29 protein-coding genes and 3 tRNA genes are annotated in these 25,373 nt (G+C 70.3%); 15 read left to right on the top strand and 17 right to left on the bottom strand.

Features of this window, described 5'->3' with window-relative positions:
• The first annotated feature begins 194 nt into the window (after positions 1–194).
• A complete protein-coding gene (gene rpmB / locus AB0H88_RS12865) occupies positions 195–380 on the top strand; it encodes a 50S ribosomal protein L28 (RefSeq protein ID WP_049556934.1) in 186 nt (61 codons plus the stop codon).
• Between the two features lie 196 nt (positions 381–576).
• On the opposite strand, the gene thiD is transcribed toward rpmB, so the two are convergent.
• From thiD to AB0H88_RS12850, 3 genes are all read right to left on the bottom strand, one after another.
• Entirely contained in the window at positions 577–1,380 is an 804-nt protein-coding gene (gene thiD / locus AB0H88_RS12860) for a bifunctional hydroxymethylpyrimidine kinase/phosphomethylpyrimidine kinase (RefSeq protein WP_357643736.1), read from the bottom strand.
• 129 nt (positions 1,381–1,509) lie between these two features.
• Positions 1,510–3,438, bottom strand: a complete 1,929-nt coding sequence (locus AB0H88_RS12855; RefSeq protein WP_357643734.1) for a hypothetical protein — start codon at positions 3,436–3,438, stop codon at positions 1,510–1,512.
• Positions 3,439–3,565: 127 nt separating this feature from the next.
• Positions 3,566–4,552 (bottom strand): thiamine-phosphate kinase, encoded by a 987-nt coding sequence (locus AB0H88_RS12850; protein ID WP_357643732.1) that lies wholly within the window; start codon positions 4,550–4,552, stop codon positions 3,566–3,568.
• Between the two features lie 47 nt (positions 4,553–4,599).
• On the opposite strand from AB0H88_RS12850, the gene AB0H88_RS12845 reads away from it, so the two are divergent.
• Positions 4,600–4,833, top strand: a complete 234-nt coding sequence (locus AB0H88_RS12845; protein WP_225291979.1) for an Lrp/AsnC ligand binding domain-containing protein — start codon at positions 4,600–4,602, stop codon at positions 4,831–4,833.
• Between the two features lie 14 nt (positions 4,834–4,847).
• A complete protein-coding gene (locus AB0H88_RS12840; protein WP_357643730.1) occupies positions 4,848–5,288 on the top strand; it encodes a DUF3515 domain-containing protein in 441 nt (146 codons plus the stop codon).
• A gap of 31 nt (positions 5,289–5,319) precedes the next feature.
• On the opposite strand, the gene AB0H88_RS12835 is transcribed toward AB0H88_RS12840, so the two are convergent.
• The 3 genes from AB0H88_RS12835 to AB0H88_RS12825 all read right to left on the bottom strand — a co-directional run bounded on the left by AB0H88_RS12835 (position 5,320) and on the right by AB0H88_RS12825 (position 8,243).
• Entirely contained in the window at positions 5,320–6,414 is a 1,095-nt protein-coding gene (locus AB0H88_RS12835) for a D-alanine--D-alanine ligase family protein (RefSeq protein WP_357643729.1), read from the bottom strand.
• Between the two features lie 103 nt (positions 6,415–6,517).
• Positions 6,518–7,528, bottom strand: a complete 1,011-nt coding sequence (locus AB0H88_RS12830; protein WP_357643727.1) for an NAD(P)H-dependent glycerol-3-phosphate dehydrogenase — start codon at positions 7,526–7,528, stop codon at positions 6,518–6,520.
• A 4-nt stretch (positions 7,529–7,532) separates the two neighbouring features.
• Positions 7,533–8,243 carry a lysophospholipid acyltransferase family protein gene (locus AB0H88_RS12825; protein ID WP_357643725.1) on the bottom strand — a complete coding sequence of 237 codons (711 nt, stop codon included), beginning with the start codon at positions 8,241–8,243 and terminating at the stop codon, positions 7,533–7,535.
• Positions 8,244–8,317: 74 nt separating this feature from the next.
• Between AB0H88_RS12825 and cofC the strand changes: the two genes are divergently transcribed.
• Positions 8,318–8,953: a 2-phospho-L-lactate guanylyltransferase gene (gene cofC / locus AB0H88_RS12820; protein WP_357643723.1), complete on the top strand. Its 636-nt coding sequence runs from the start codon at positions 8,318–8,320 to the stop codon at positions 8,951–8,953.
• 75 nt (positions 8,954–9,028) lie between these two features.
• Positions 9,029–9,229: a hypothetical protein gene (locus AB0H88_RS12815; protein WP_357643721.1), complete on the top strand. Its 201-nt coding sequence runs from the start codon at positions 9,029–9,031 to the stop codon at positions 9,227–9,229.
• A gap of 81 nt (positions 9,230–9,310) precedes the next feature.
• Here AB0H88_RS12815 and AB0H88_RS12810 read toward each other — a convergent pair whose 3' ends face one another.
• The 4 genes from AB0H88_RS12810 to leuC form a co-directional block, all read right to left on the bottom strand.
• The gene (locus AB0H88_RS12810) at positions 9,311–9,610 is read right to left on the bottom strand and encodes an HU family DNA-binding protein (RefSeq protein WP_357643719.1); all 300 of its coding nucleotides are present in this window, start codon (positions 9,608–9,610) and stop codon (positions 9,311–9,313) included.
• A 98-nt stretch (positions 9,611–9,708) separates the two neighbouring features.
• Positions 9,709–9,948: a hypothetical protein gene (locus AB0H88_RS12805; protein WP_357643718.1), complete on the bottom strand. Its 240-nt coding sequence runs from the start codon at positions 9,946–9,948 to the stop codon at positions 9,709–9,711.
• On the bottom strand, positions 9,927–10,514 hold the full coding sequence (gene leuD, locus AB0H88_RS12800) for a 3-isopropylmalate dehydratase small subunit (RefSeq protein WP_357643716.1): 588 nt from the start codon (positions 10,512–10,514) through the stop codon (positions 9,927–9,929). The genes AB0H88_RS12805 and leuD overlap by 22 nt, the downstream gene beginning before the upstream one ends.
• Positions 10,515–10,526: 12 nt before the next feature.
• Positions 10,527–11,915, bottom strand: coding sequence for a 3-isopropylmalate dehydratase large subunit (leuC, locus tag AB0H88_RS12795; RefSeq protein WP_357643714.1), 1,389 nt, complete (start codon positions 11,913–11,915; stop codon positions 10,527–10,529).
• A gap of 97 nt (positions 11,916–12,012) precedes the next feature.
• On the opposite strand from leuC, the gene AB0H88_RS12790 reads away from it, so the two are divergent.
• Both AB0H88_RS12790 and AB0H88_RS12785 read left to right on the top strand, forming a co-directional pair.
• On the top strand, positions 12,013–12,729 hold the full coding sequence (locus AB0H88_RS12790; RefSeq protein ID WP_225291990.1) for an IclR family transcriptional regulator: 717 nt from the start codon (positions 12,013–12,015) through the stop codon (positions 12,727–12,729).
• Between the two features lie 58 nt (positions 12,730–12,787).
• The gene (locus AB0H88_RS12785; RefSeq protein ID WP_357643712.1) at positions 12,788–14,503 is read left to right on the top strand and encodes a hypothetical protein; all 1,716 of its coding nucleotides are present in this window, start codon (positions 12,788–12,790) and stop codon (positions 14,501–14,503) included.
• A gap of 124 nt (positions 14,504–14,627) precedes the next feature.
• Here AB0H88_RS12785 and AB0H88_RS12780 read toward each other — a convergent pair.
• The 4 genes from AB0H88_RS12780 to AB0H88_RS12765 form a co-directional block, all read right to left on the bottom strand.
• Positions 14,628–14,700 (bottom strand) — tRNA-Glu (locus AB0H88_RS12780).
• Between the two features lie 18 nt (positions 14,701–14,718).
• Positions 14,719–14,794: transfer RNA gene (locus AB0H88_RS12775), tRNA-Glu, on the bottom strand.
• Positions 14,795–14,874: 80 nt separating this feature from the next.
• Complete coding sequence (locus AB0H88_RS12770) at positions 14,875–15,453, bottom strand: hypothetical protein (protein ID WP_357643710.1); 579 nt, start codon at positions 15,451–15,453, stop codon at positions 14,875–14,877.
• A 40-nt stretch (positions 15,454–15,493) separates the two neighbouring features.
• Positions 15,494–15,565 (bottom strand) — tRNA-Gln (locus AB0H88_RS12765).
• 164 nt (positions 15,566–15,729) lie between these two features.
• Here AB0H88_RS12765 and AB0H88_RS12760 point away from each other — a divergent pair.
• Positions 15,730–17,697 (top strand): M3 family metallopeptidase, encoded by a 1,968-nt coding sequence (locus tag AB0H88_RS12760; RefSeq protein WP_357643708.1) that lies wholly within the window; start codon positions 15,730–15,732, stop codon positions 17,695–17,697.
• 98 nt (positions 17,698–17,795) lie between these two features.
• Here the strand turns inward: AB0H88_RS12760 and gltX are convergent, their stop codons facing one another.
• Both gltX and AB0H88_RS12750 read right to left on the bottom strand, forming a co-directional pair.
• Positions 17,796–19,169 (bottom strand): glutamate--tRNA ligase, encoded by a 1,374-nt coding sequence (gene gltX / locus AB0H88_RS12755; RefSeq protein WP_357643706.1) that lies wholly within the window; start codon positions 19,167–19,169, stop codon positions 17,796–17,798.
• Complete coding sequence (locus AB0H88_RS12750; protein ID WP_357643704.1) at positions 19,162–19,938, bottom strand: fumarylacetoacetate hydrolase family protein; 777 nt, start codon at positions 19,936–19,938, stop codon at positions 19,162–19,164. Before AB0H88_RS12750 ends, gltX begins: the two co-directional genes overlap by 8 nt.
• 198 nt (positions 19,939–20,136) lie before the next feature.
• Between AB0H88_RS12750 and AB0H88_RS12745 the strand changes: the two genes are divergently transcribed.
• The 6 genes from AB0H88_RS12745 to AB0H88_RS12720 are packed head-to-tail and all read left to right on the top strand — an operon-like array spanning position 20,137 to position 22,918.
• Entirely contained in the window at positions 20,137–20,604 is a 468-nt protein-coding gene (locus AB0H88_RS12745; RefSeq protein ID WP_357644758.1) for an Asp23/Gls24 family envelope stress response protein, read from the top strand.
• A complete protein-coding gene (locus tag AB0H88_RS12740; protein ID WP_357643703.1) occupies positions 20,601–21,089 on the top strand; it encodes a hypothetical protein in 489 nt (162 codons plus the stop codon). The genes AB0H88_RS12745 and AB0H88_RS12740 overlap by 4 nt, the downstream gene beginning before the upstream one ends.
• Complete coding sequence (locus AB0H88_RS12735) at positions 21,086–21,271, top strand: hypothetical protein (protein ID WP_357643701.1); 186 nt, start codon at positions 21,086–21,088, stop codon at positions 21,269–21,271. Before AB0H88_RS12740 ends, AB0H88_RS12735 begins: the two co-directional genes overlap by 4 nt.
• Positions 21,268–21,666, top strand: a complete 399-nt coding sequence (locus tag AB0H88_RS12730; protein ID WP_357643699.1) for an Asp23/Gls24 family envelope stress response protein — start codon at positions 21,268–21,270, stop codon at positions 21,664–21,666. The genes AB0H88_RS12735 and AB0H88_RS12730 overlap by 4 nt, the downstream gene beginning before the upstream one ends.
• The gene (locus AB0H88_RS12725) at positions 21,663–22,340 is read left to right on the top strand and encodes a DUF6286 domain-containing protein (RefSeq protein WP_357643697.1); all 678 of its coding nucleotides are present in this window, start codon (positions 21,663–21,665) and stop codon (positions 22,338–22,340) included. Before AB0H88_RS12730 ends, AB0H88_RS12725 begins: the two co-directional genes overlap by 4 nt.
• Positions 22,337–22,918 carry an alkaline shock response membrane anchor protein AmaP gene (locus AB0H88_RS12720; protein WP_357643695.1) on the top strand — a complete coding sequence of 194 codons (582 nt, stop codon included), beginning with the start codon at positions 22,337–22,339 and terminating at the stop codon, positions 22,916–22,918. The genes AB0H88_RS12725 and AB0H88_RS12720 overlap by 4 nt, the downstream gene beginning before the upstream one ends.
• Here AB0H88_RS12720 and AB0H88_RS12715 read toward each other — a convergent pair whose 3' ends face one another.
• Positions 22,919–23,515, bottom strand: a complete 597-nt coding sequence (locus AB0H88_RS12715; RefSeq protein WP_357643693.1) for an HD domain-containing protein — start codon at positions 23,513–23,515, stop codon at positions 22,919–22,921. It lies immediately after the preceding gene.
• 139 nt (positions 23,516–23,654) lie between these two features.
• Between AB0H88_RS12715 and AB0H88_RS12710 the strand changes: the two genes are divergently transcribed.
• Positions 23,655–25,286, top strand: coding sequence for a heparinase II/III family protein (locus AB0H88_RS12710; protein ID WP_357643691.1), 1,632 nt, complete (start codon positions 23,655–23,657; stop codon positions 25,284–25,286).
• Positions 25,287–25,373: the final 87 nt, after the last annotated feature.

Genomic DNA, 25,373 nt, shown 5'->3' with positions numbered 1-25,373 from the left:
CCGACCTCCCCGCATGCGCTACCGTTAATGCAGGAGGATATATCCGCATTTGAGCCCGTCTAGTGCTCGTGGTTCGCGCCTAGTGGCACGGATCGGATACCCTCATCTGGCTGGCCGGTTGTCCCGGCATGCCCTTCGCCCGGAAAGCATCACGCGGACAGGGCTACACATCGACTGTTTTAAGGAGCGATACCGTGGCTTCCGTCTGCGATGTCTGCCGCAAGGGGCCGACCTTCGGCAACAACGTGTCCCACTCGCACCGCCGCACCCGCCGTCGCTGGAACCCCAACATCCAGACGGTCCGCGCGGTCATCGGCGGCACGCCGAAGAAGCTCAACGTGTGCACCTCGTGCATCAAGGCCGGCAAGGTCACCCGCTAGCCGGTTCCGACTTTCGCCAAAGCCCGCCTGCTCGACATCGAGCGGCGGGCTTTCGCCGTGCCCAGGGTGATGCTACGGCCCAGGGTGATGCGACGTCGGGATGACTCGGCATCCCGAGGTGACTCGGCATCCCGAGGTGACTCGGCGCCGGGGCCTCCAACATCGCGGGGTGGTTCAGCGCCCGGGGTGGCTCGGCTCAGCGCCAGCGCCAGGCGTGGTCGACCGGGCCGATGCCGGCACCGAGCGGGAAACCCTTGGCGATGGCGCCCGTCACGTACTCCTTCGCCTTGCCCACCGCCGTCGGCACGTCGTCCCCCAGCGCGAGGTAGGAGGCGATGGCCGAGGCGAGCGTACATCCCGTGCCGTGCGTGTGCCGGTTGTCCAGGCGCGGCGCCGAGAAGCGATATTCGCTCGTGCCGTCCGTGAGCAGGTCGACGGGCTCGCCGGGCAGGTGGCCGCCCTTGATCAGGGCCCAGGTGGGGCCCAGCTCCAGGATGGCGTCGGCCGCGCGGCGCAGGCCGTCCTCGTCCTCGACCTTGACCGAGGTGAGCTGCTCGACCTCCCACAGGTTGGGCGTGACGACGGTGGCGAGCGGCAGCAGCCGCGTCTTGACCGTCTCGACGGCCTCGGGAGCCAGCAGCGGGTCGCCGTGCTTCGACACGCCGACCGGATCGACCACCACCGGCGCGGAGTACGAGCCGAGCGCCGCCGCCACGACCTCGACCAGTCCTGGCGAGGCCAGCATCCCGGTCTTGACCGACCGTGCGCCGATGTCGCCGAGCACCGAGTCGAGCTGCGCCCGTACGGCCTCGGGCGGCAGCTCCCAGTAGCCCTGGACGCCGAGCGAGTTCTGCGCGGTGACCGCGGCGATGACGCTCATGCCGTGGACGCCCAAGGCGAGCATGGTCTTGAGATCGGCCTGAATGCCCGCCCCGCCGCCGGAATCGGATCCGGCGACGGTCAGCACGCATGGAGGGGTCGTAACCGTCATATCCCCCATCCAACCATCCCCCGCTGGGAGGACCGGCTGGCTGACGGCCCGTCCCCGCTGGGAGGACCGGTTCGCTGACGGCCCGTCCCCGCTGGGAGGACCGGTTCGCTGACGGCCCGTCCCCGCTGGGAAGGCTGGTCAGCTGACGGCGCAGTCCCCGCCCACCAGGCCGCAGTTCGCCGGTGTGGCGCCCCGGCCCGTGGCCGAGATCGTCAGCTGGGTGGAGCCGCCCGTGGCGAGCGACTCGGTCAGGTCGATGATCAGCTGATCGCCGTCCTGCGTCCACCCGGCGCCCTTCACGTCCAGTACCCGGCCGTGGATCGGCAGGGAGACCGTGAGCGACGGCAGCGTCTCCTGGGAGGAGTTGACGACGTCCAGGTGCGCGGTGTAGCCGACCAGCCCTTGGTTGACCACGTCGAAGTTCAGGCTCACCGACTGACCGCCCGCGGCCTGGGCCGGATCGGTGGGTACGGGGGCCGTCGTGACAGCGCCGGTCGGGGTGTCGGGGTTGTTGATCGTCGTGGCCTCGTCGGTCGGCTCAGTGAGGCTCTCCGTGGGGCTCGACTCGACCGGCTCCCTCGTGGGCCTGACCGGTTGCTTCGTCTTCGTCTTGGTGGGCGTCGGCGTCGGGGAGGCGCTACGGCGCGGCGTGCGTACGTTCACCGTGGCCGACGGCTTCGGGGTGTCGGCCGCCTTGGTCTTCTCCTCGGTCGGCTCGTCGGAGGGCTCCTCCGTGGGCTCCTCCTCCACCGGAGACTCGCTGGGCTTCGCGCCCGGCTGGTTGGTCACCTGTACGGCGGCGCAGGTGGCGCCGGCGCACTTGGCCGGCTCGTTCGAGGAGCTCATCATCTTGACGCCGAAGACGGTGCCGCCGAGGACGACCGCGACGGCGGCGACGGAGAGCAGCGCCACCTTGCCCCGCCCGCCGCTGGGAGGCGCGGCGAGTACGTCGGGATCGGCGGGCGGCTTCTTACGGCCACGGCGGCGGCGCGGCTCCGGCTCGTCGATCGGCTCGTCCGACGACCAGCCCGAGCCGAGGAAGCCGTTGTCGGCGCTGTCCGCCCAGGCGGGCGTGGGGGCGTCGACCATGGTCGGCGCGCCGTACACCTTGATGTCGCCCGGTGCGGGCGGCTCGTTCGACGGCGGCCCGAACACCTCGGTGGAACCGAAGACCTGGGTGGCGCCGAAGGGCTCGTTGAAGTCACGTGTCTCGTTCGAGCCGGGCTCGCCGGCGGGTCCCGGTGGTCGGCCGGGGGTGTCCCACTCCGGACGCGTGAAGGCGCCGGTCGTCTCGAACGGCCCCTCAGGGCGGTCAGACCGGCCGGCGCCGCCTGCCGGCGGCTGCTGCGGCTGGTTGAACCCGCCTTCGGGGGGCATGATGAAGGCCCCCGTGGTCTCGGAAGGCCCCTCCGGGAACGCCCCAGAGCCCTCAGGAAGCCCCGGGGGCCGCGTGACCGACCCTTCGGGCCGCATGAAGGCGACCGAAGGCCCTTCGGGCCGGGTGAAGCCGTCCGCGGGTCCTTCCGGGTGAGCGAAGCCGCCCGATGGCCCTTCGGGGCGGGTGAAGCCGCTTGAGGGCCCTTCCGGATGGGGGAAGCCGCCTGAGGGCCCTTCGGGGCCGGCGAAGCCGCCTGCGGGGCCTTCCGGACGGGTGAAGCCGCCCGTGGGTCCTTCTGGGCGGCTGAACATGCTCGGAGGCTCGGAGGACGACTCCGGGGGCCGGCCGGCGGCCTGCGACCGCGGCGGCGGCGCGAACGCGCCGGTCGTCTCGAACGGATCGGGCCGTACGCCGGGAGCAGGGCCGGCCGGGGCCGGTCCGCCTTCCCGTTTCGGCATCGGCGCCCATTGGCCCGTCACCTCCACCTGGTCGGGCGGCGAGGGCCAGCCGGGTGGCTCGGCGCCTTGCTCGTCCGGGCCCCAGAAGGCGCTCTTGGCGGTCGGGTCCGGGACGGCGGCCCACCTCGCGGCGGGGTCGGTGGTGAACCTGGGGTCCTCCTGTGAATCGTCGGAGCCCTCGTTCCCCCATTCATCCTCGTCGTCGGATCCACCTGTGCCGTGGCGGCCCATATGGCTGCCCTTTCTGCAGGTTACAGTGGCCGCCAATCTTCATAACACCTTTACTACGGCTTTGTCCCAGTAATCCCGGTAGTCACACCCCAAATCCGCCAAACCTTACACAAATCGCGGCGGCTTGTCACGCAAAGTGATCCCATCCGGCGTGACCAATTTCACGGCCTCGGACGTGAACTCCCTGACCTGCCACGACGTGCCCCACGATTCGCCACGGCGACGGCAGCGCCACTCCGGCGGGGAACACCGCCGCGAGCGCGTGGTCCTCGCCGCCCGACAGCACCCAGTCCAGCGGATCGGCCCCCAGCCGCTCGGCCGCCGCCGCCACCGGCTCCCCCACGACGAACGCGGCCGGGTCCAGCTCGACGCGTACGCCACTGGCCGCCGCGATGTGCCCGAGGTCCTGGAGCAGTCCGTCGCTCACGTCGAGCATCGCGCTCGCCCCCAGCTCCGCCGCCTCGGGCCCCGAGGAGTAGGGCGGACACGGCCGCCGATGCGCGGCCACGGCCTCCCAGAGCACCTCCCGGCTCGGCTCCGGAGGGTGGCTGGGCGGCCAGCCGGATTCGAGCAGCGCCAGCCCGGCGGCGGCGTACCCGAGACGTCCGGCCACCGCCACCACCTGCCCGGGGCGCGCGCCCGACCGGGTCACCGGCGCCCGGCCGCCCAGATCGCCGAGCGCGGTCACCCCGATGACGACCAGGTCGCCGCGCGCGATGTCGCCGCCCACGACGCTCGCCCCCACGACCGCGCACTCGTCGCGGAACCCGTCGGCGAGCGCGTCGAGCCACTCCACCGGCAGGTCCGCGGGCATCCCCAGGCCGACCACGATGGACGTCGGCACGGCCCCCATGGCGGCCACGTCGGCAAGGTTCTGAGCTGCGGCTTTACGCCCCACGTCATAGCCGCTGGACCAATCGCGGCGAAAGTGCCTACCCTCGAGTAGCAGGTCCGTAGACACCACGACGCGCCCGTCGGGCGCCCTTACCATCGCGGCGTCGTCGCCCGGCCCGAGCAGAACCGTCGCACCTTGCGGCAATCGTCCGGAAATACGAGACACCGCTCCGAATTCGCCGAGATCTCCGACTGTGATGACGCACCTCCTGACGCACACAGGGTACGGTGGCCCTTCGGCGTGATCGAATCGCCCGGGAGGACGTAATGGTGCAGGCCTACATCCTTATTCAGACCGAGGTCGGCAAGGCCGCGAGCGTGGCCCGCGAGATTTCCGGCATTCCCGGAGTCACGCAGGCGGAGGACGTCACCGGCCCCTACGACGTGATCGTGCGCGCGGAGGCCAACAACGTCGACGAACTGGGCAAGCTGGTGGTCGCCCAGATTCAGGCCGTGGAGGGCATCACACGTACTCTGACGTGCCCGATCGTCCATATTTGAGGTAAATCTAGTTCATGCGCCGCACCAGTGTCCTGCTAGCCCTGCTGATCCTCGCCGGGTGCGGCGGTGCTGTTCGCGTGGAGCCGCCCAAGCCCCAGGGGGAGGCGGCGGCGGCCTGCGAGAGCCTGGCCGGGCGGCTGCCCAAGACGCTCGACGGCGCCCCACGCGGTGAGTCCACGCCCGCCTCCCCATACGTCACGGTCTGGGGAGAGGCGGAGATCGCGCTCCGCTGCGGTGTGCCGCGCCCGGCGCGGATGGCCCCGACCGACACGTTGCAGGAGATCGACGGCGTGGGCTGGTTCGCCGACCCCGACAAGCCGACCCTGTACACCGCGATCGAGGACCCCGCCTATGTCGAGGTCACGATCGCAGGCACCCACGTCGCCCCCTCGGTCCTCGCGGACCTCTCGGGGCCGATCAGCCAGGCGTCGGCCTCCCAGAGGCCGGCCCAGTAGTCAGTACGGCCTGGGGAACCAGCCGCGATGGTCAGCGCAGGCCGGGTGAACGGTGCAGGGCGAGCTGGATGAGCCGGTCGACCAGCGCCGGGTATGACAGCCCCGAGGCGGCCCACAGCTGCGGCGCCACCGACAACGAGGTGAACCCGGGCATGGTGTTGATCTCGTTGAAGACCAGCTTCCCCTCGGGCGTGTAGAAGAAGTCGACCCGCGACAGCCCCTCGCAGTCGAGCGCCTCGAACGCGCGCACGGCCATCTCCCGCAGTTCCTCCGCCACCGCCTCCGGGAGGTCGGCGGGCACGGTGAGCGACATCTGGTCGGGGTAGTACTTGGCCTCGAAGTCGAAGAACTCCTGACCGCCCTGGACCTTGACCTCACCCGGCGTCGAGGCGATCGCCGGCTCGTCGCCGAGTGACTCGAGCACCGCGCACTCGATCTCGCGCCCCTCGATGGCGGCCTCGATGAGCACCTTGGGATCGTGCTCGCGGGCGACCTCGACGGCCCGCTCCAGCGAGGCCCGGTCGTGCGCCTTGGAGATGCCCTGCGACGACCCGGCCCTGGCGGGCTTGACGAACACCGGCCAGCCGAGCTCCTCGGCCTCCTTCAGCACCCGCTCCCGGTAGAGCCGCCAGTCGCGCTCGCGCACCACCACGTGGCGCCCGATCGGCAGTCCTGCGGCGGCCATGACCGTCTTCATGTGGGCCTTGTCCATGCCCACCGCGCTGGCCAGCACCCCGGAGCCCACGTAGCGCACGCCGGCCATCTCCAGCAGGCCCTGGATCGTGCCGTCCTCGGCGAACGGGCCGTGCATGACGGGGAAGACCACGTCGACGCCGCCCAGCTCGACAGGAATGCTGCCCGGGTCGTAGGCCACCAGCGAGGCGCCGCCGGACGGCAACGCCAGGGCCGCGCCCGTGGTGTCGACGGCGGGCAGCTCGCCGGCCTCGATGGCGAACCGCTGGTCCGACGCGGCCAGCACCCACCTGCCGTCCTGGGCGATCCCGATGGGGATCACCTCGTACTTGCTCCTGTCGATCGCCTCCAGGACACTGCCGGCTCCCATCAGGGACACGGCGTGCTCGGAATTGCGACCTCCGAAAACGACGGCGACGCGTGGCTTGCTCATGAGGTCCGAATCTACCGGCGCGTACGCTGGACAGCGAGTCAAGCGCGCGGATGACGTCGTCATACGCACGCTGGACAGCGGGTCGAGCAAGCGGGCGACGTCGTCATACGCCGTAGCGCTCGGGTTTGGGCGAGCGGGACATGAGCAGCATTCCGGCCTCGCTCGGGGACATGCCGTCGTGCACCACGCCCACGACGACCTCGGTGATCGGCATCTCCACGTCGTGCTTCCTGGCCAGCTCCAGCACCGACTCGCAGGACTTGACGCCCTCGGCGGTCTGCCTGGTGGCGGCGATGACCTCGGCGAGCGTCATGCCGCGGCCCAGGTTCTCGCCGAACGTACGGTTGCGCGACAGCGGCGAGGTGCAGGTCGCCACCAGGTCGCCCATCCCGGCCAGTCCGGCGAACGTGTGCGGGTCGGCCCCGAGCGCCGCGCCCAGCCGGGAGATCTCGGCCAGTCCCCTGGTCATCAGCATGGCGCCGACGTTGTCGCCCATCCCCATGCCCGAGGCCACGCCGACGGCCAGCGCGATCACGTTCTTGACCGCGCCACCGAGTTCGACGCCGACCACGTCGGTGTTGGTGTAGGGCCGGAACCACGGGGGCAGATGGCAGACCGCCTGAAGGCGCGCGGCGACCCCCTCGTCCACGCAGGCCACGACCGTGGCGGCGGGCTGGCGCTGGGCGATCTCCTTGGCCAGGTTGGGTCCCGAGACGACGGCGACCCGATCCTCGTGCACCCCCGCCACCTCGCGGATGACCTCGCTCATCCGCTTGGTCGTGCCGAGCTCGATGCCCTTCATCAGGCTGACCAGGACCGCGTCGCGCGGGATGTGCTCACGCCAGGCGGCCAGGTTGGGGCGCAGGGACTGCGACGGCACGGCGAGCACCACGAAGTCGGCGCCGTCGAGCGCCTCGGCCGGGTCCGTCGTCGCGCGCAACGACGGGGGCAGCGCCACGCCGGGCAGGTAGTCGAGGTTCGCGTGACTGCGCTCGATCCCCGCGACCAGCTCCGGCCGGCGGCCCCACAGCACGGTCTGGTTGCCCGCCTCGGCCAGGATCATCGCGAACGTGGTGCCCCACGATCCGGTGCCGAACACCGCGACCTTGGTCATACCGTCACCGCCCGGCCGGGTCGTAGGGGGCCGCGGGAGCCTGCTGCCCGCGCAGCGCGGCGAGCTGCTCGGTGATCGCCATCACGATGTCGTGGGTGGCCGCGCGCAGCACGTCGGCGTGCGGCTCCTGGCCGGTGTACGCCGACAGGTCGACCGGCGGCCCCACCATCACGCGGAACGTCTTGCGCGGGAACAGCCTGGGCCGCTTCTCCCCATAGGGCAGCAGCTCGTGCGCGCCCCAGTGGGCCACCGGGATCACCGGCGCGCCGCTCTCCAGCGCCAGCCTGGCCGCGCCCGTCTTGCCGACCATCGGCCACAGGTCGGGATCCCGGGTGCAGGTGCCCTCGGGATAGAAGAGGATCGCGGCGCCGTCCTTCAGCCGCGCCGCCGACTCGTGCAGCGACTTGGCCGCCTCGTCGCTGCCCCGCTCGACGGGGATGGCCCGCAGGGAGCGGACGGCGTTGCCCAGGAACGGCACCTTGAACAGCGTGGCCTTGGCCAGGATGACCGGCCACCGCCCGTTGTTGTAGAGGAAGTGCGCCAGCAGCACGGGGTCGGTCCAGGAGAGGTGGTTCGTCGCGATGATGATGCCGCCGGTGCGGGGAACGCGCTCGCCCCTGCGCCAGTCCTTCTTGATCAGGAGCCATGACAGTGGTTTCACGATCACTACGGCCAGGGTCTCCCAGAAACGCGATGGGCGCGTGGGGCGGCTCATGATCTCCTCCTACGGTCTGCGCCCCAAGTCTCCCGGTTGGCCGCATGGGATGTCGAGGCGCGATGCTTAACCCTATGAGCATCCGCTGGTCACTGGTCATTCCGGTGAAGACGCTGGTCGCGGCCAAGACTCGGCTGGCAGCCGCCACGGGTCCGCACCGCACCCGGCTGGCCGTCGCCGTCGCCTGCGACACCGTCGCGGCGGCGCTCTCCTGCCCGCTGGTGGCCCGGGTAATCGTGGTGACCGCCGACCCGGCCGCCGCCGGGCCGCTGACCGCGCTGGGGGCCGAGGTGGTGCACGACCCCGACCGCGGCCTGAACACCGCCCTGCGCACGGGCGCGGCGCACGCCGTACGCATCGCGCCCGGCGACGGGATCGGCGCCCTGCAGGCCGATCTGCCCGCCCTGCGCCCGGCGGAGCTGGCCACCGCGCTGGCCCGCGCCGCGGACTTCGACCAGTCCTTCGTACCCGACGCGCTCGACGTCGGCACCACCTTCTACGGGATACGGCCGGGCCGCCCGTTCACGCCGCGCTTCGGCGGGGAGTCGCGGGCCAAGCACCTGGCGGGCGGCGCCAAGGAGCTGTGCACGGAGGACATCGACTCGGTCAGGCGCGACGTGGACACCCCCGATGACCTGCGGGCCGCCATCGCCTTGGGACTGGGACGGCACACCGCGGCGGTCGTCGCCGAGCTGTGGCCGCCTTCGTGAGGCACCAAGCTGTGATCGCCTTCGTGACGCGCCGGGGTCTCGCTGGGCGGGGACCCACCGTTTACGCTGGGCCGCATGCAGGCGACGGTACGCAGTTTCGATCCGGTGACGCGTTCCGGCTCGGTCTTCCTCGACGACGGGACCGTGCTGGAGTTCGGCACGCCCGCCTTCGACGCGGGGCCGCTGCGGCTCCTGCGCTCGGGGCAGCGGGTCCGCCTGGCGATGACGGGTGACGAGATCACCTACATAACGCTGTCGACCTTTCCGCTCCCCTGATTCCCGGGAATCCAGCAATCCCAGGGATAAGGAAACGCCCGGCCCCCCGACGGGGACCGGGCGCCCGGCTGCCTCTAGCTATTACTTCTTCTTCGAGAGCTTCTTGCCGCCGACGTTCACGAGTTCCTTGAAGTCCGAACCCGGACGGAACTTGGGCCCCCAGCTCTCCGCGACCGCGATTTCGGCACCCGTAGATGGGTTACGGGCGCTCCTGGCCCCCTTGTGCACCATCTCGAACGCGCCGAAGCCGGTGATCGAGACCTTGTCTCCGCTGGCGACCGCCTTCTGGATGGCGTCGATGATCGCGTTCACGGCCTCCGTAGCCGTCCTCCTGTCGCCCACCCGGTCTGCGATGGCGTCGACGAGTTCCCGCTTGTTCATAAAGGTCTGCTCCCCCAGTTACGGCTCGGGGTTCCAGCTCATGAGTTCTCGGTAGAAACCCCTTACGCGCTCGAAAGTAGGCGGGATCGCGGGGGAACTCAATCACCGAGCGTGTTTTCGGGTGCGCGTGGCGTGTCGAAATCGCTGTCGAGCGCGGCGAGAAACGTGTCGAGGCGGGCCGCCGCCCTTTCCGGATCCCGCTTGGCCAGATCGCAGATCGCGACGTAACGGCGGCCCAGCCGTTCCTTCTCGGCGGCGGGCAGCATGCGGACGCGGCGGTGCGCTTCGCGCAGCCGCCGCGCCAGTTCGTCGTCTTCTAGACGGTCGTCGGCAGCCATGGCTGCCGACCATTCTCGTACGTCGCCACATCATCGGCATGACGCAGGGTCAGTCCGATGTCGTCGAGGCCCTCCATGAGGCGCCAGCGGGTGTAGTCGTCGATCTCGAAACCGACGCTCTCCCCGGCCCAGCGGACCTGGCGCTCCGCCAGGTCGACGGTCACCTCCAGCCCCGGGTCGGCCTCGACGGCCGCCTGGAGCGCCTCGACCTTGTCGCCCGGCAGGACGACCGGAAGCAGGCCCATCTTGGTGGAGTTGTTGCGGAAGATATCGCCGAACCGGGCGGCGATCACGGCGCGGAAGCCGTACTGCTGCAAGGCCCACACGGCGTGCTCGCGCGAGGAGCCGGTGCCGAAGTCGGGACCCGAGACGAGGACCGAGGCGCCCTCGTAGGCCGGGTCGTTGAGCACGAACGTCGGGTCCTCGCGCCAGGCGGCGAACAGGCCCTTCTCGAACCCGGTCCGGCTGACCTGCTTGAGCCAGACGGCCGGGATGATCTGGTCGGTGTCGACGTTGCTGCGGCGCAGCGGCACCGCCGTACCGGTGTGGGTGGTGAAAGCGTCCATCGGAAGGCTCTCCTAAGCGAGGTCGGCGGGGGCGGTCAGGCGGCCGGTGACGGCGGTCGCGGCGGCGACCTGCGGCGAGACCAGATGGGTGCGGCCACCCTTGCCCTGGCGGCCCTCGAAGTTGCGGTTGGAGGTGGAGGCGCTGCGCTCGCCCGGCTGGAGCGTGTCGGGGTTCATGCCGAGGCACATCGAGCAGCCCGCCTCGCGCCACTCGGCGCCGGCGGCCTTGAACACCTCGTGCAGGCCCTCCTGCTCGGCCTGGAGCTTGACCAGCATCGACCCGGGCACGATCAGGGTGCGGGTGGTGACCTGGCGGCCGCGCAGGATCTCGGCGGCGGCGCGCAGGTCCTCGATGCGCCCGTTGGTGCACGAGCCGACGAAGACCGTGTCGACCTGGATCTCACGCAGCGGCGTGCCGGCCGTGAGGCCCATGTACTCCAGCGCCCGCTCGGCCGAGGAGCGCGCGATCGGGTCGGCGAAGTCCTCGGGGCTGGGCACGGACGAGTCCAGCGGCAGGCCCTGGCCCGGGTTAGTGCCCCAGGTGACGTACGGCGTGAGCGTCGAGGCGTCGATCTCGACCACCCGGTCGAACACGGCGTCGTCGTCGGTGCGCAGCGACTTCCAGTATTCGACGGCCTGGTCCCACGCCTCGCCGGTCGGCGCGTGCTGACGGCCCTTGAGGTAGTCGAAGGTGGTCTCGTCCGGCGCGATCAGACCCGCGCGGGCACCGGCCTCGATCGACATGTTGCAGACCGTCATGCGGCCCTCCATGGAGAGCTTGCGTACGGCCTCACCACGGTATTCGACGATGTAGCCCTGGCCGCCGCCGGTGCCGATCTTGGCGATGATGGCCAGGATCAGGTCCTTGGCCGTGACGCCGACGGGCAGCTCGCCCGAGACCTCGATGGCCATCGTCTTCGGCCGGTAGGCCGGCAGCGTCTGGGTGGCCAGCACGTGCTCGACCTCGGAGGTGCCGATGCCGAACGCGATGCCGCCGAACGCGCCGTGCGTGGAGGTGTGGGAGTCACCGCAGACGATCGTCATGCCCGGCTGGGTCAGGCCGAACTGCGGGCCGATGATGTGCACCACGCCCTGGCCCGCGTCACCCATAGGATGCAGCCGGATGCCGAACTCGGCGGCGTTCTTGCGCAGCGTCTCGACCTGCGTCTTGGACACCGGGTCGGCGATCGGGCCGAGCACGGTCGGCACGTTGTGGTCTTCGGTGGCGATGGTGAGCTCAGGCCTGCGCACGGTCCGCCCGGCGAGACGGAGACCGTCGAACGCCTGCGGGCTGGTCACCTCGTGGATGAGGTGCAGGTCGATGTAGAGGAGGTCGGGTTCGCCGTCGGCGCGGCGCACGACATGCTGCTCCCAGACCTTCTCCGCCAATGTGCGGGCCATGATCTCCTCCTGGTTGATGCGATGCTCCCCATCGCGCTCCCTCGCGGGAGAGTCCTCCGACTTGCCTTCTCATATGTCGAGACGTCAGTATCGGTGTATGGACAACTCTAGCGGAGTCGGCGTACTGGACAAGGCCGTTCTGGTACTCAATGCCCTTGAAGCGGGTCCCGCCTCGCTGGCACAGCTGGTCCAGGCCACCGGCCTGGCCAGACCCACGGCCCACCGGCTCGCCGTCGCACTCGAGCACCACCGCATCGTGACCCGTGACACACAGGGCAGGTTCGTGCTCGGCCCACGGCTTTCGGAGTTGTCCACGGCGGCGGGTGAGGACCGGTTGCTCGCGGTGGCCGCCCCCGTACTGATGCAGTTGCGCGACCTCACCGGCGAGAGCGCGCAGCTCTACCGGCGTCAGGGAGATGAGCGGGTCTGCGTGGCCGCGGCCGAACGGTCCAGCGGCTTGCGCGACACCGTGCCCGTGGGCTCGGCGTTGCCGATGACGGCGGGTTCCGCCGCCCAGATCCTGCTGGCGTGGGAGGAGCCCGACCGCCTGCACCGCGGGCTGCGCGGCGCCAAATTCACCGCCGCCACGCTGGCGTCGGTGCGACGGAGGGGCTGGGCGCACAGTGTCGGCGAGCGCGAGCAGGGGGTGGCCAGCGTCTCCGCGCCGATAAGGGGCAGCGGCGGCAAAGTCATCGCGGCCGTCTCGGTCTCCGGGCCCATCGAACGACTGACGAGAGCCCCCGGCCGGCTGCACGCCGTGCCCGTCATGGCGGCGGCGGAACGCATCACGGAAGCCATGCGCCGCACGTCATGATCAGCAAAAGCGCCTATTTGGGGAGCCGAGTGCCTCGCGGGCGCACTAGCCTGAGTGCGTGACAGATCGCATCGAGGTAGCCGCCACTGAGCTGCGACCCCTGCTCGAAGAGTTCATCATCTGGGCGCAGGCCAACGCGCCCGAGAGCGATCCCGAGCTCGTGGGACCAGCGGCGCTGTGGCACCGCCTCGCCTTCTCCCAGGATCTCGGCACGTGGAAGCGTGCCGACCTGCGCAACCTGCTGCTCGACCGCATGCCCAAGGTCGTGGAGGACCCTGACGCCGCCGCCGACGGGATGCTCCCGGCCGTCGACGCGTACCTGACGTTCCTCTCGCAGACCGGACGGCTCACCGAGGGTTCCGACTCCCTCTCCGACCTGCAGGCCGAGCTCGACGACGTCGAGGACGACTTCGTCGAGCTGATGGAGGAACTCCTCGACGACGACGCCGAAGGCGACGACGAAGAGGAGGAGATCGGCGACCTGGGCGACTTCGAGCCGTTCGCCGACGCGCTGGCCGACCTCGACACGATCAGGCTGCGCCCCGACTCCGAGCTGGCCGCGGCCGCCCGCGAGGTGCCGCTGATCGCCCAGGCGCGCGACCTGGCCCTGTGGGTGGGCTCCGGGCGCCGGGTGGGAGAAGACACCCTGCTCTCCGACGACGAGGTGGCCGAGGCGCTGGCCGCGGTCGGACTGCCCAGGCCGGAGACCGAGGGCTCGCTCGCCGAGGCCGTCCCGCAGCTGTGGAACATCTGGAACCTCGCCGTCGACCTGGAGTTCCTGGAGCCGGGTGACGCCAACACCGTGGGCGTCCAGGACGACACGTCCGAGTGGCCGTTCGACGACGACGAGGACGTGCTCGACGCCTGGATGCTCGGCCTGCACTCGGTCGACTACGGCGACCCCGAACTGGCCGACGAGGACCTCACCATGGCCCTGGCGGGCCTCACGCGGGGCGTGCTGGTCAGGCTGCTCCTCGGCGGCGGCTCCCGCGATCTGGAGGAGCTCGGCCAGGAGCTGTCCGAGGCGGCCGCGGAGCTCGACGAGCTGGGCGCCGACGCCTGGGAGGCGGCGGGCGACCCGCTCGCCGGGGCGCTCGCCTGGCTGACCGGCTACGGCATGGTCGAGGTCACCGGCCAGACGGTCAGCCTCACGCCGCTCGGCACCGAGGGCGTCGTCCACCTGGTCGACGACTCCGACATCGAGGTCGACGCGCGGCCGGCCATCGAGTCGATGAGCGCCCACGAGCTGCTCGCGCTCAGCGCCGAGCTGCCGGAGGAGGAGGCCGACGCCGAGTTCGCCGACTGGATGCGGCTGCGCGAGCCCGGCAGGGCGGCCGAGGAGCTGCTGGAGGCCGCCGCCCAGGACGAGTCGGACGCGCTCATCCGGGTGCAGGCGGCCAGCGTGGTCGGCACGCTCGGCGAGGCGGCGATCCCGGCCTGGCAGGAGGCGCTGAAGCAGTCCTCGCTGCGCCCCTACGCGGCCACGCACCTGAGCCAGCTCGAGGTGGAGGGCGCGCCGGAGCCGACGCAGGACGACACCCACTGGCTGATCCTCGACATGTGGACGATCTCGGCCGGGCTCGGCCGGTCGGAGTTCATCGGGAGCCTGCGCGACATCGGGCCCGAGCTGCTCAACAACCTGCTCGAGGTGATCTGGAAGATCCCGCACGCGCACGTGGAGGAGCTGCTCGACCTGATCTCCCAGGTCCACCCCGACAAGCAGGTCGCCAAGGCGGCGCGGCGGGCGCTGTTCAAGGCCCGCTCCAACTCCTAGGCATCTTTTCCTACGATGGCGCCGCTCCGACTCCTGGAGCGGCGCCATCGCCGTTCTGGAGCGTCCTGGCGGGCACATGAAAAAGCCCCCGGCGCGAGACGCGACCGAGAGCGGTGATGAAATGTAGTCCCGACCGGATTCGAACCGGCGCTACCGCCTTGAGAGGGCGGCGTCCTGGGCCACTAGACGACGGGACCTTCGTGTGCTTGTGACAGTGGTAGTCCCGACCGGATTCGAACCGGCGCTACCGCCTTGAGAGGGCGGCGTCCTGGGCCACTAGACGACGGGACCCTGTCCACAAGCGATTTTGCCAGGTTTCCCCGGCAACGCAGGTAACTCTACCGCACCCTCGGAGCACCACCAAACCACTATCAGGCCAGCAGATCGGGCCTATGACGGCGGACCCAGTCGCCCATCGGACCGCGTTCCCAGAGTGGATCGATGGCGCCGAGCGGGATGCCGATCCACTGGAGGCCGGTCTCCGGATCAACGGGCACCGCGGCGAGCTGGGCCCGCATCCACGGGGGCAGCCGCGGCGGCACCTCACGCTCCCCCCAGCCGATCAGCCCGACGGACCACAGGGCGCCGGCCCGCACCCGGACGCCCCCGAGGCTGCCGATCGGATGGGGGCCGGCCATCCGGCTCTCCACGACGTCGATCCGCTCCATCAGGGCCCACGCCAGCCGGAGGCGGAAACCGTGGGCGTCCGCCAACTCCACGCCGTGTGGGGAGAAGCGCACGACGGTGCCCGCCACCATCCGGCGGTGCTTGATCGCCAGCACGCCGATGAGCGCGCCGACGCCGAGGGCGCCGATCAGCACTCCGGCGGCCGCGCTGCCCGTCACGAAGGCGCCGAGCAGCAGGCACACCGGGAAGAAGAGCACGAGGGGCATCAGGAGGGGAGCCAGGAAGGCGAGGAACGACCCCGGCCGCATCCGAAATTCATCCATAAGCAAAAAACGGACGCCTCTATGAGACATCCGTTAAGCGCTGGGGTACCAGGACTCGAACCTAGACTAACTGAACCAGAATCAGTCGTGCTGCCAATTACACCATACCCCACCGGCCCGAACCCCGTGGGGTGCGTTAAGGCGACGTCCGAAAGAATAGCCCAGCTTGGGCGCCAAGACCAAAACGATTGCCGAACCGCCTTCCTCCGGGGCGCGGAAGAGGGCCGGGCGTGCCAAGCTGAGGGGGACAAAGCACCACGTGGAGGAGCCCAAGCGTTGGCAGAGAACCCCTTCTTCGCCCCCAGCAGCCTGCCCTACCAGCTGCCGCCCTTCGAGGAGATCCGCGAGGAGCACTACCTCCCCGCGTTCGAGCGCGGGATGGCGGAAGGGCTGGCCGAGGTCGAGGCGATCGCCGACAGCGGCGAGCCGCCCACCTTCGACAACACGATCGCCGCGCTGGAGCGTTCCGGGCGCATCCTGGAACGCGTGTCCGCGGCCTTCTTCAGCATCGTCTCCTCCAACTCCACGGAGGGCGTCCTGGAGCTGGAGAAGCAGATCTCGCCCGCGCTGGCCAAGCACAGCGACGCGATCCGGCTCAACCGCGCGCTCTGGGCCCGCGTCAAGCGGGTGGCCACCGACGACCCCGAGGAGTCGTGGCTGCTGGAGAAATACCGCGAGGACTTCGTCAGAGCCGGCGCCGACCTGACGGAGGCCGAGCAGGGCGAGCTGCGGCGGCTCAACGAGGAGCTGTCCCGGCTGTCCACCGAGTTCGCCCAGAACCTGCTGAAGGCGCTGAGCGAGTCCGCGCTGGTGGTCGACGACGCCAAGGATCTCGACGGCTTCGACGAGGCCACGATCCAGTCGCTGGCCAAGGACGGGCGCTATGTCCTGCCGCTGCTCAACTACACCAACCAGCCGGCGCTGGCCCAGCTCACCGACCGCGACGTGCGCCGCAGGCTCTACACGCTGAGCGTGGAGCGGGCGCCGCGCAACTTCGAGCTGGCGATCAGGATGGCGACGCTGCGCGCCGAGCGGGCCGCGCTGCTGGGCTTCCCCAACCACGCCGCCCACACGGTCGCCGACCAGACGGCCAAGACCGTGGAGGCGGTCGAGGCCATGCTGGGGCAGCTCGTCGGGCCGGCCGTACGCAATGCGCAGAAGGAAGCGGAGGCGCTCACCGAGCAGGCCGGGTTCGCGGTCGAGCCGTGGGACTGGTCCTACTACTCGGAGAAGGTGCGCCAGGCCCGCTACGACTTCGACGCCGGGGCCATGCGGCCCTACTTCGAGCTGTGGCGCGTCTACCGCGACGGCGTGTTCTACGCGGCTACCCGGCTCTACGGCGTCACCTTCACCGAGCGGCCCGACCTGAAGGGCTACCACGAGGACGTACGCGTCTACGAGGTGTTCAACGAGGACGGCGGCCGGCTCGGCCTGTTCCTGCTCGACCCGTACGCCCGGCCCAACAAGCGGGGCGGCGCGTGGATGAACAACCTGGTCGACCAGTCGGGCCTGTTCGGCGAGCTGCCGGTCGTGATGAACAACCTCAACATCACCAAGCCGGGCGCCGGGCCGACGCTGCTGACCTACGACGAGGTGAGCACGGCCTTCCACGAGTTCGGGCACGCGCTGCACGGATTGTTCTCCGAGGTGCGCTTCCCCCGCGTGTCGGGCACCAGCGTGCCGCGTGACTTCGTCGAGTACCCCTCCCAGGTCAACGAGATGTGGGCGACCTGGCCGGAGATCCTGGCCAACTACGCCAAGCACCACGAGACGGGCGAGCCGATGCCCGCCGAGCTGGTGGAGAAGATGAAGGCCGCGGAGAAGTTCAACCAGGGCTTCATGACGGTCGAATATCTGGCCGCGACGCTCCTCGACTGGGCCTGGCACAAGCTGGCCGCGGGCGAGGCGGTGGCCGACGCCCAGGCGTTCGAGTCCGCGGCGCTGGAGGCGGCCGGGATCGCCCTGCCGACGGTCCGGCCGCGTTACCGGACCAACTACTTCGCGCACATCTTCGCGGGGGGCTACAGCGCCGGCTACTACTCCTACATCTGGAGCGAGGTGCTGGACGCCGAGAGCGTCCTGTGGTTCAAGGAGAACGGCGGGCTGGAGCGGGCGAACGGCGACCACTTCCGCCGCGAGCTGCTGTCCAGGGGCGGCAGCATCGACCCGCTGACCGCCTTCCGCAACTTCCGCGGCCGGGAGCCCAGCATCCAGCCGCTGCTGGAGCGCCGCGGCCTCCTCTGACGCCCACCGCGTCTGTCCGCTGCCCCCTGTCCGGCGCGTTCGTCCGGCTCAGGGGTGCGGCGGCGCCGTACCCCTGAGTGCCCGCCGGAGCGTCGCGGTCAGCCCTGGAGGCGGGCCAGGGCGGCGCGGATCCGCTCCTCGGTGCGTTCGCGGCCGAGCACCTCGATCGACTCGAACAGCGGCAGACCCACCGTCCGGCCCGTGACGGCGACGCGCACGGGCGCCTGGGCCTTGCCCAGCTTGAGGCCGTGGGCGGCGCCGACCTGCTCCAGCGCCTCCTTGAGCGACTCGGGGTCCCAGCTGACGCCCTGGAGCCGCTCCAGGTAGCCGCTGAGGATCTCCACCGGGGAGTTCTTCATCGCCTTGTCCCAGGAGGCCTCGTCGAACACGGGCTCGTCCAGGAAGAGGAAGTCGACGTTCTGCCTGATCTCGGACAGCACGGTGATGCGGGTCTGCGCCAGCGTGGCGACCTTGCTGAACATCTCCCGGTCCCAGTCGGCCTCGAGATAGGGCGCGCAGCGCTCCTCGAACGTCTCGACGGGCAGGGCGCGGATGTACTCGCCGTTGAAGGCCCGCAGTTTCTTCTCGTCGAAGAACGCGCTGGCGGAGTTGACGCTCTCCAGCTTGAACAGCGGCATCATCTCCACCCACGGCATGATCTCGCGGTCGTCGCCGGGCCCCCAGCCGAGCAGCATGAGGTAGTTGACCATGGCCTCGGCCAGGTAGCCCTCGGCGCGGTAGTCCTCCAGCGCCACCTTGTCGCGGCGCTTGGACAGCTTCTTGCGCTGCTCGTTGACGATCACCGGCAGGTGCGCCCAGACCGGCGGGTTGGCGCCGAGCGCGGGCCACAGGAGCTCCTGCTTGGCCGCGTTGCCCAGGTGCTCCTCACCGCGCACCACGTGGGTGATGCCCTGGGTGATGTCGTCGACCGCGTTGGCCAGCACATAGAGCGGCGAGCCGTCGGTGCGGGCGATGACGAAGTCCTCCTGGGCGTCGTTGGGGAACTCCACCCGGCCCCTGATGACGTCCTCGACGACCGTGACGCCCTCGTCGGAGGTGCGGAAGCGGACGGCGCCCTCGGTCAAATCCCGGTCACGGCAGAATCCGTCATAGCCCTTGTGCTCGGAGCCGGTGCGGGCGACGAGCGTCTCGCGGGTGCAGTCGCAGAAGTACGCCTTGCCGTCGGCGAGCAGCTTGGCCACGGCCTCGCGGTGCTGCGGCTCGTAGGCCGACTGGAAGTAGGGGCCCTCGAACACCGGGTTGGTGCCGTTGATGCCGATCCAGTCGAGCGCCGAGATGATGCCCTCGGTCCACTCGGGCCGGTTGCGCGTCGCGTCGGTGTCCTCGACGCGCAGCACGAAGCGGCCACCCGACTGCTCGGCCAGCGCCCAGTTGAACAGCGCCGTACGGGCGCCGCCGACGTGGAACATGCCGGTGGGCGACGGGGCGAAACGCACCCGTAGATCAGTCACGGGAGACCACCTTGTTCGTCAGAGTGCCGATGCCTTCGATGCCGACGCTGACCTCGTCACCGACCTCGACCGGGCCGACGCCCGCCGGGGTGCCGGTCAGGATCACGTCGCCGGGGATCAGCGTCATGACCGCGCTGACGTAGGCGACCAGCGCGGGGATGTCGTGGATGAGCTGGTTGGTACGGCCGCTCTGGCGCACCTCACCGTTGACCGTCGTCGTGAGCGCCAGGTCGGAGGGGTCGAGGTCCGTCTGGATCCACGGCCCGAGTGGGCAGAAGGTGTCGAAGCCCTTGGCCCTGGTGAACTGGACGTCCTTCTTCTGCAGGTCGCGGGCGGTGACGTCGTTGGCGCACGTGTAGCCGAAGATGACGTCCTTGGCGCGCTCGACCGGCACCTCGCGGCACAGCCGGCCGATCACCAGGGCCAGCTCGCCCTCGTAGTCGACGCGGTGGGACAGCGACGTCGGATAGGCGATCGGCTCGCCGTGGCCGATCACGGAGGTGGACGGCTTGATGAAGATGAGCGGCTCGTCCGGGATCTCGTTGCCCAGCTCACGGGCGTGCTCGGCGTAGTTTCTGCCGATGGCCACCACCTTGCTGGGCAGCATCGGGGCCAGCAGCCGCACTTGGGACAGCGGGTGGCGTTCGCCGGTGAACTGGACGTCCCCGAACGGGTGCCCGGAGATCGCGGACACGAACTCCTCACCGGGGCCACCCTCGACCACGCCGAACGACACGCCTTCGCCTGTGGAGAACCTCGCTATACGCACCTGACAAGGCTATCGCCGCCGCCACCCCCTCCGCCCGCCTCATGAATCGGTCACAAACGTACCTAAAGTCCGTTTTGTCACGCATTTTCGGTTGCCTGGAGGTTACGAGGGCTTTGTGACACATCGAGTGTCGGGAGGTGACGAATCGTGGCTGACACGGTAGTCAATCAGCAGGGCACGGTACCGCGGGCCAGGACGATGGAAGGCGGCCCGGCCGGCTCACTGGTGACCGACAAGGGCACCACCACCATCGAGGACGTGGTCGTCGCGAAGATCGCCGGCCTCGCCGCGCGCGAGGTGTCCGGCGTGTACGACATGGGCGGCGGCACCGCCAGAGCACTCAGCACCATGCGCGGCATCGTCGGCGGCGACAAGAGCCTGTCCCAGGGCGTCTCGGTGGAGGTGGGCCAGCGGCAGGCGGCCGTGGACCTCGACCTGGTCGCCGAGTACGGCATCGCGATCCCGGAGTTGGCCGGGGCCGTGCGCAGGAACGTCATCAACGCGATCGAGCGCATGTGCGGGCTCGAGGTCACCGAGGTGAACATCAGGGTCGACGACGTACACCTGCCCATGCGGGACACACCCGCCGGAGAGAGCGGCGGCATGGGCGCCGCCGAGGGAGAGCGGTCCGGCGGCAAGACGGAGCAGGGGCCCAGGGTCCAATGACCGACGCCCAGACGAGCGGCGCTCAGACGAGCGGCGCCCCGGCGGGTGCTGCCCAGGCGAGCGGCGCCCGGGCGGGTGCTGCCCAGGCGAGCGGCGCCGCTACAAGTGGCGCCCAGGCGACCGGTGCTCAGATCGCCGGAGCCGGAGGGACGGACGCCCCGACGAGCGAGGCCCAGTTGGTCGCCGAGCGGGTTCGCGCCTGCGCCGGGGTGGCCGGGCTGTCGGGCGGCCTGTTCGGAACGGTGGCGACCTACCTGCCCGGCGAGCGCCTCACGGGCGTCTCCGTGGACGAGCGCGAGGTGACCATCGCCATCGTGGCGCGCCTCGGCCACCCGCTTCCCGAGACGGCGGAAGAGGTACGGCGGGCGGTGGCCGACCTGGCCGGCGACCGTCCGGTGAACATCCGGATCGACGACGTGGCGCCCGAAGACACGGCGCCCGCAGACAAGACGCCCGAAGGCGCGGTGAAGGAGACCTCACGATGAACATCTCATGGTTGCCCGTGATCGGCCTGGCCGTAGGCATGGTGCTGGGCATCGTCGGCGCCTTCGGCGGGCTCGGCGCCTTCCTCCTCGTGCTCGTCCTGGGCGCGATCGGTCTTCTGGTGGGCCGCATCATGGAGGGCGGCGAGGTGAACCTGTCGAACCTCTCCGTGAGGCGGAGATGACCACGGCCACGCCCGCGTCCCAGGCGTCCGCCGTGCTGGTGCCGGGGCAGCGTCTCGCCCCGGCGGTACCACCCGAGCGGCGTGGCCGTACCGAGGTCACGGACCGCGTGGCGGCCAAGATCGCCCGCCATGCCGCCCGCGAGGTGGCTGGGGTGCGCGAGGTGATCGAGCGCGCCGGGCTACGCGGGACACGCCCGTCGAGTGCCACGGTGCGGGGTGAGACCGTGGAGGTCGGGCTGACCGTGTCCGTGGCCTATCCGATGCCGCTGCGCGCGGTGGCGGCCGCGATCAGGAGCCACGTGGCGAGCAGGATCGCCACGCTGACGGGACTCCAGGTGTCCCATGTGGACATCACGATGACCGAACTCACGGCCTCGCCGGAGGTTTCGCCATGAGTACCGGAGCCCACGGGGCGGATGAACCGGTGACGACGACCCTGGGCGACCAGGCGATGGAGGCGCCGCCGGGCGGTGCGACCGTCCGGGACCGGCCTTCAGGGGACGGCGGCGCCGGGCGGGCGGCGGATCGGGCGGCGATGCGGGCCTTCAGGCCGCGGCGGACCGTGCCCGCCGTCGTGGTGGCCGCGCTCCTCACGATCCTGGGCGTGGTGGTGGCCGCGCAGACGATCTCGGCGCTCGCCGGGCGGCCGCTGCGCTGGGTACCCCTGGACCGGATGTTGATCTGGGCGGCGTCCACGCCGTGGAGCAACTCGCCGTTCCTGCTCGGCGCCGCGCTCGTCGCGCTGGTCGGGCTGGCGCTGGTGGTGACCGCGCTGGTGCCCGGCAGGCCGCGATTGGTGCCGGTACGTACCGGGGACGCGGACCTGATCATCGGCATGCGGCGCAGGAGCTTCGCCAGGGCGCTGGCGCATGCCGCGGAAGGGGTTCCGGGCGTGCACGCGGCCCGCGCCTCGGTCCGCGGCCACACGGCCGCCGTCACCGCGACCACCGCCGGGTGGGACCGGGAGCGGTTCGGCGAAGCCGTACACGCCGCGGTGCTGTCCAGGCTCGTGGCGCTGAGCCCCGTCGAGCCGTACCACGTGAAGGTCAACGTGAGGGAGCGCAAGTGAACCGCAGAACGAGCCGCGGCAACCGCTGGGGGTTGGCCCTGACCGGAATCGTGCTGCTCCTCCTCGGGGCCTACGCGCTGGCCCGCGGCCTGGGGGCGTTCGGCCGAGCCCGCGCGCTGACGCCGATCATGAACTTCTCCGTGCGGTCGTTCCTCGCGGCCTGGAGCCCGTGGATCTGGTGGGCCGTCGCGCTGGTGGCCGTGATCGTGGCGCTGCTCGGCCTGCGCTGGCTGTTCGTCCAGGGGCGTCGCGACAGCCGCGATTCGCTGCGGCTGGAGACCGGCCCCGGAGGCGTCACCGACCTCACCGCGAAGGGCATGGCCTCCGCCGTCGCGGCGGACATCGAGACCAGCCCCGCCGTGCTGAGCGCCGGGGCCGACCTTGGAGGCTCCGGCGCCCGGCTGCTGGTACGGCTGCGCCTCGTGGCGGACGAGCAGGCGCCGATGAGCGAGCTCAGGGACCACCTTTCAGGCGTGGCGATCCCGCACATGCGCAGCGCGCTGGATCAGGATCGCGTACCGGCGGTGGCCCGGGTGACCCTGGAACCCGCCCCGACCGCGCACCGCGTCGTCCACTGATCAGTCATCCAGCGGGTTGCGGGCGATGCGGTCGGTGATGCCCGCCCGGACGAACCCGCCCGCCAGGCTGGACGGCTTGCGGATGCCCTGATCGGTCACGCAGACCGCGAACTCCTTGGCGATCTCCAGCCGCGGATGGCGGGCGAGCACCTCCTGCCGCAACTCCGCGGGGATCTCATCGGTACGCCGGCCCGAGATGTCCATGCCGGTCGAGAGCTCCAGCAGGTGCCCCTCGGGATCCTCCGCCGGCGGCACCTCGTCCCACATGTGGCGGATGATCACCTCGGCGGCCCGCGTCCTGCGTTCGACCGGCCACCCGGCCCCCGCCGCGAACGCCCAGGCCACATGCCCGCCCGCCTCCTCGAACGGCACCGTGTGGCTGTCGAACTCCGCGGTCAGCCCGATGTCGTGCAGCATCGACGACACGTACAGGAGCTCAACGTCAAAGGCGATCCCGTGCGGCCCCGCGTACGCCGCCGCCCACAGATAGGCGCGGACGGAGTGGTTGAGCAACGAGGGCGAGTGGTACCTGGTCGCCACCTCCAAGGCCCCCCGGCAGACGGGGGTGTCCGGGATCACGATGTCGTCGTATCTCATGGCCTCAGCATGTCGTGAAATGACCGGTCCGGAAACCGAGCCGCATCGAGCCGCTAACGATCCGGCACCCAACTTGACCAGTTGATCGTGATTCGGTCAGCATGTTCCGCCCCCATCTTTTTGCCCGGAAGGAACCGGCGTGCGCCGCCTTGCGATCCCCCTCGCTCTCATGCTCGTTTCCGCCGGGCTGGTGAGCACCGCGTACGCCGACACGTCGGTGAAGCGCACCTCGCAGTGCCAGGGCGACTGGCTGCCCGGCACGCCGACTGCGGACGAGGTCATGCGGGGTGAGCTTCCCCTGGTCGAGCAGCCTCCGGTGAAGATCGGCAAGAAGATCAACTGGAGCATGAGCCCGTACCACAACCGTTCGTGGGAGTTCGTCTTCCAGTCGCTGCGGTGGATGGGCACGCTCGTCGTGGCGTACGAGAACAGCGGCGAGGAGCGTTACCTCGACCGGGCCGTAGAGATCACCAAGGACTGGGCCGAGAGCAACAGGCGCGGCGCCCGCGGCACCCCGTCGTACGCCTGGAAGGACCACCCCGTCTCGCTCCGCTCCCAGGCACTGGTCTGCCTGAGCATGCACGTGAAGGACGCCTGGCTCAAGCAGACGCTGGCCGAGCACGGCAAGCTCCTGACCGACTCGCGGCTCTACAAGAAGGGCCACAACCACGGGATCGACCAGGACATCGCGCTCATGGGCATCGCCTGCCGCTACGACCGCAAGGACTGGCTGAGCCTGGCCGTCAAGCGGCTGACCGGCACGGTCAAGCTCGACGTCGACTCCCAGGGCGCGCTCATGGAGCAGGCGCCGCGCTACGCCGTCTACGTGCACAGCAGGCTCATGGTCGCGATGACCAACATGAAGGACTGCGGCCGCAAGGTGCCCGGCGAGATCACCAGGCGGGCCGACGCGCTCAAGACGTTCGTGGCCCACTCCACCCAGCCCAACGGCTTCATGGTGCCGATCGGCGACGGCAGCGCCGAGGTCGAGCCCAAGATCGAGACCGGCACGCCCAAGGAGAAGGTCAAGGTCTACAAGGCCGGTTACGTGTACGGCCGGACCGACTGGGGCAAGCCAGAATCCGCCTTCTACTCGATCAGGTTCGGCCCCGGCCTGAAGTTCCACGGCCACGAGGACCACCTGAGCGTGACCTACTACGCCCAGGGCCGCGACATCCTCGTCGACGGCGGCTTCAACTCCTACGAGAAGAGCTCCTACCGCTACTGGACGCTCTCCCCCGAGGCCCACAACGTGCCGTCCGTGGTGGGCGGACGCTTCCGGCCGCGCACGGCCAGCAAGCTCATCAAGTCCTCGTACGGCAAGGACCGGCAAGCCTTCCGGCTGACCGACACGGCCTATGGCACCTCCCGTACCCGATCAGTGCTGGTGAACCACGACCAGAACGTGATGGCGGTGCTCGACACCGCGTCCGGCGGCAAGAAGGTCAAGAACCTGTGGCGGTTCGCGCCGTCGCTCAAGGTGATCTCCAACGGCGGCGGCCGGGTCGTGCTGGGCGACGGGAAGTACCGGGTCACGATGGTCCAGCTGGCGGGGTGCAAGCCGGTGGGCGGGCAGCAGGTGCAGCGGGGCGGGAAGCTGGGCTGGGTGTCGCCGACGTACCTGTCCAAGGTGCCGACGAACGTCGTCGTCTCCCCCGCCGCCAAGTCGCTGCTGACCGTCATCGTGCCCGACACCGACGCGCCGAAGGTGTCCTGCTCGGGAGGGAAGCTCAAGGTCCAGGGCCTGACCTTCCCCGCCAAGCTGCTCTAGCCGGGCCGCTCGGCCGGGTCTGCTCGGGCTCGGTTTCTCGGCCGGGTCTGCTCGGGCCCGGTTTCTCGGCCGGGCCGGGTCGCGCGG

The sequence above is a fragment of the Nonomuraea sp. NPDC050680 genome (assembly GCF_040654555.1).
GTDB lineage: Bacteria > Actinomycetota > Actinomycetes > Streptosporangiales > Streptosporangiaceae > Nonomuraea.
Note: the sequence above shows the minus strand (reverse complement) of the source record. Positions and strands in the feature narration are given on the sequence as shown.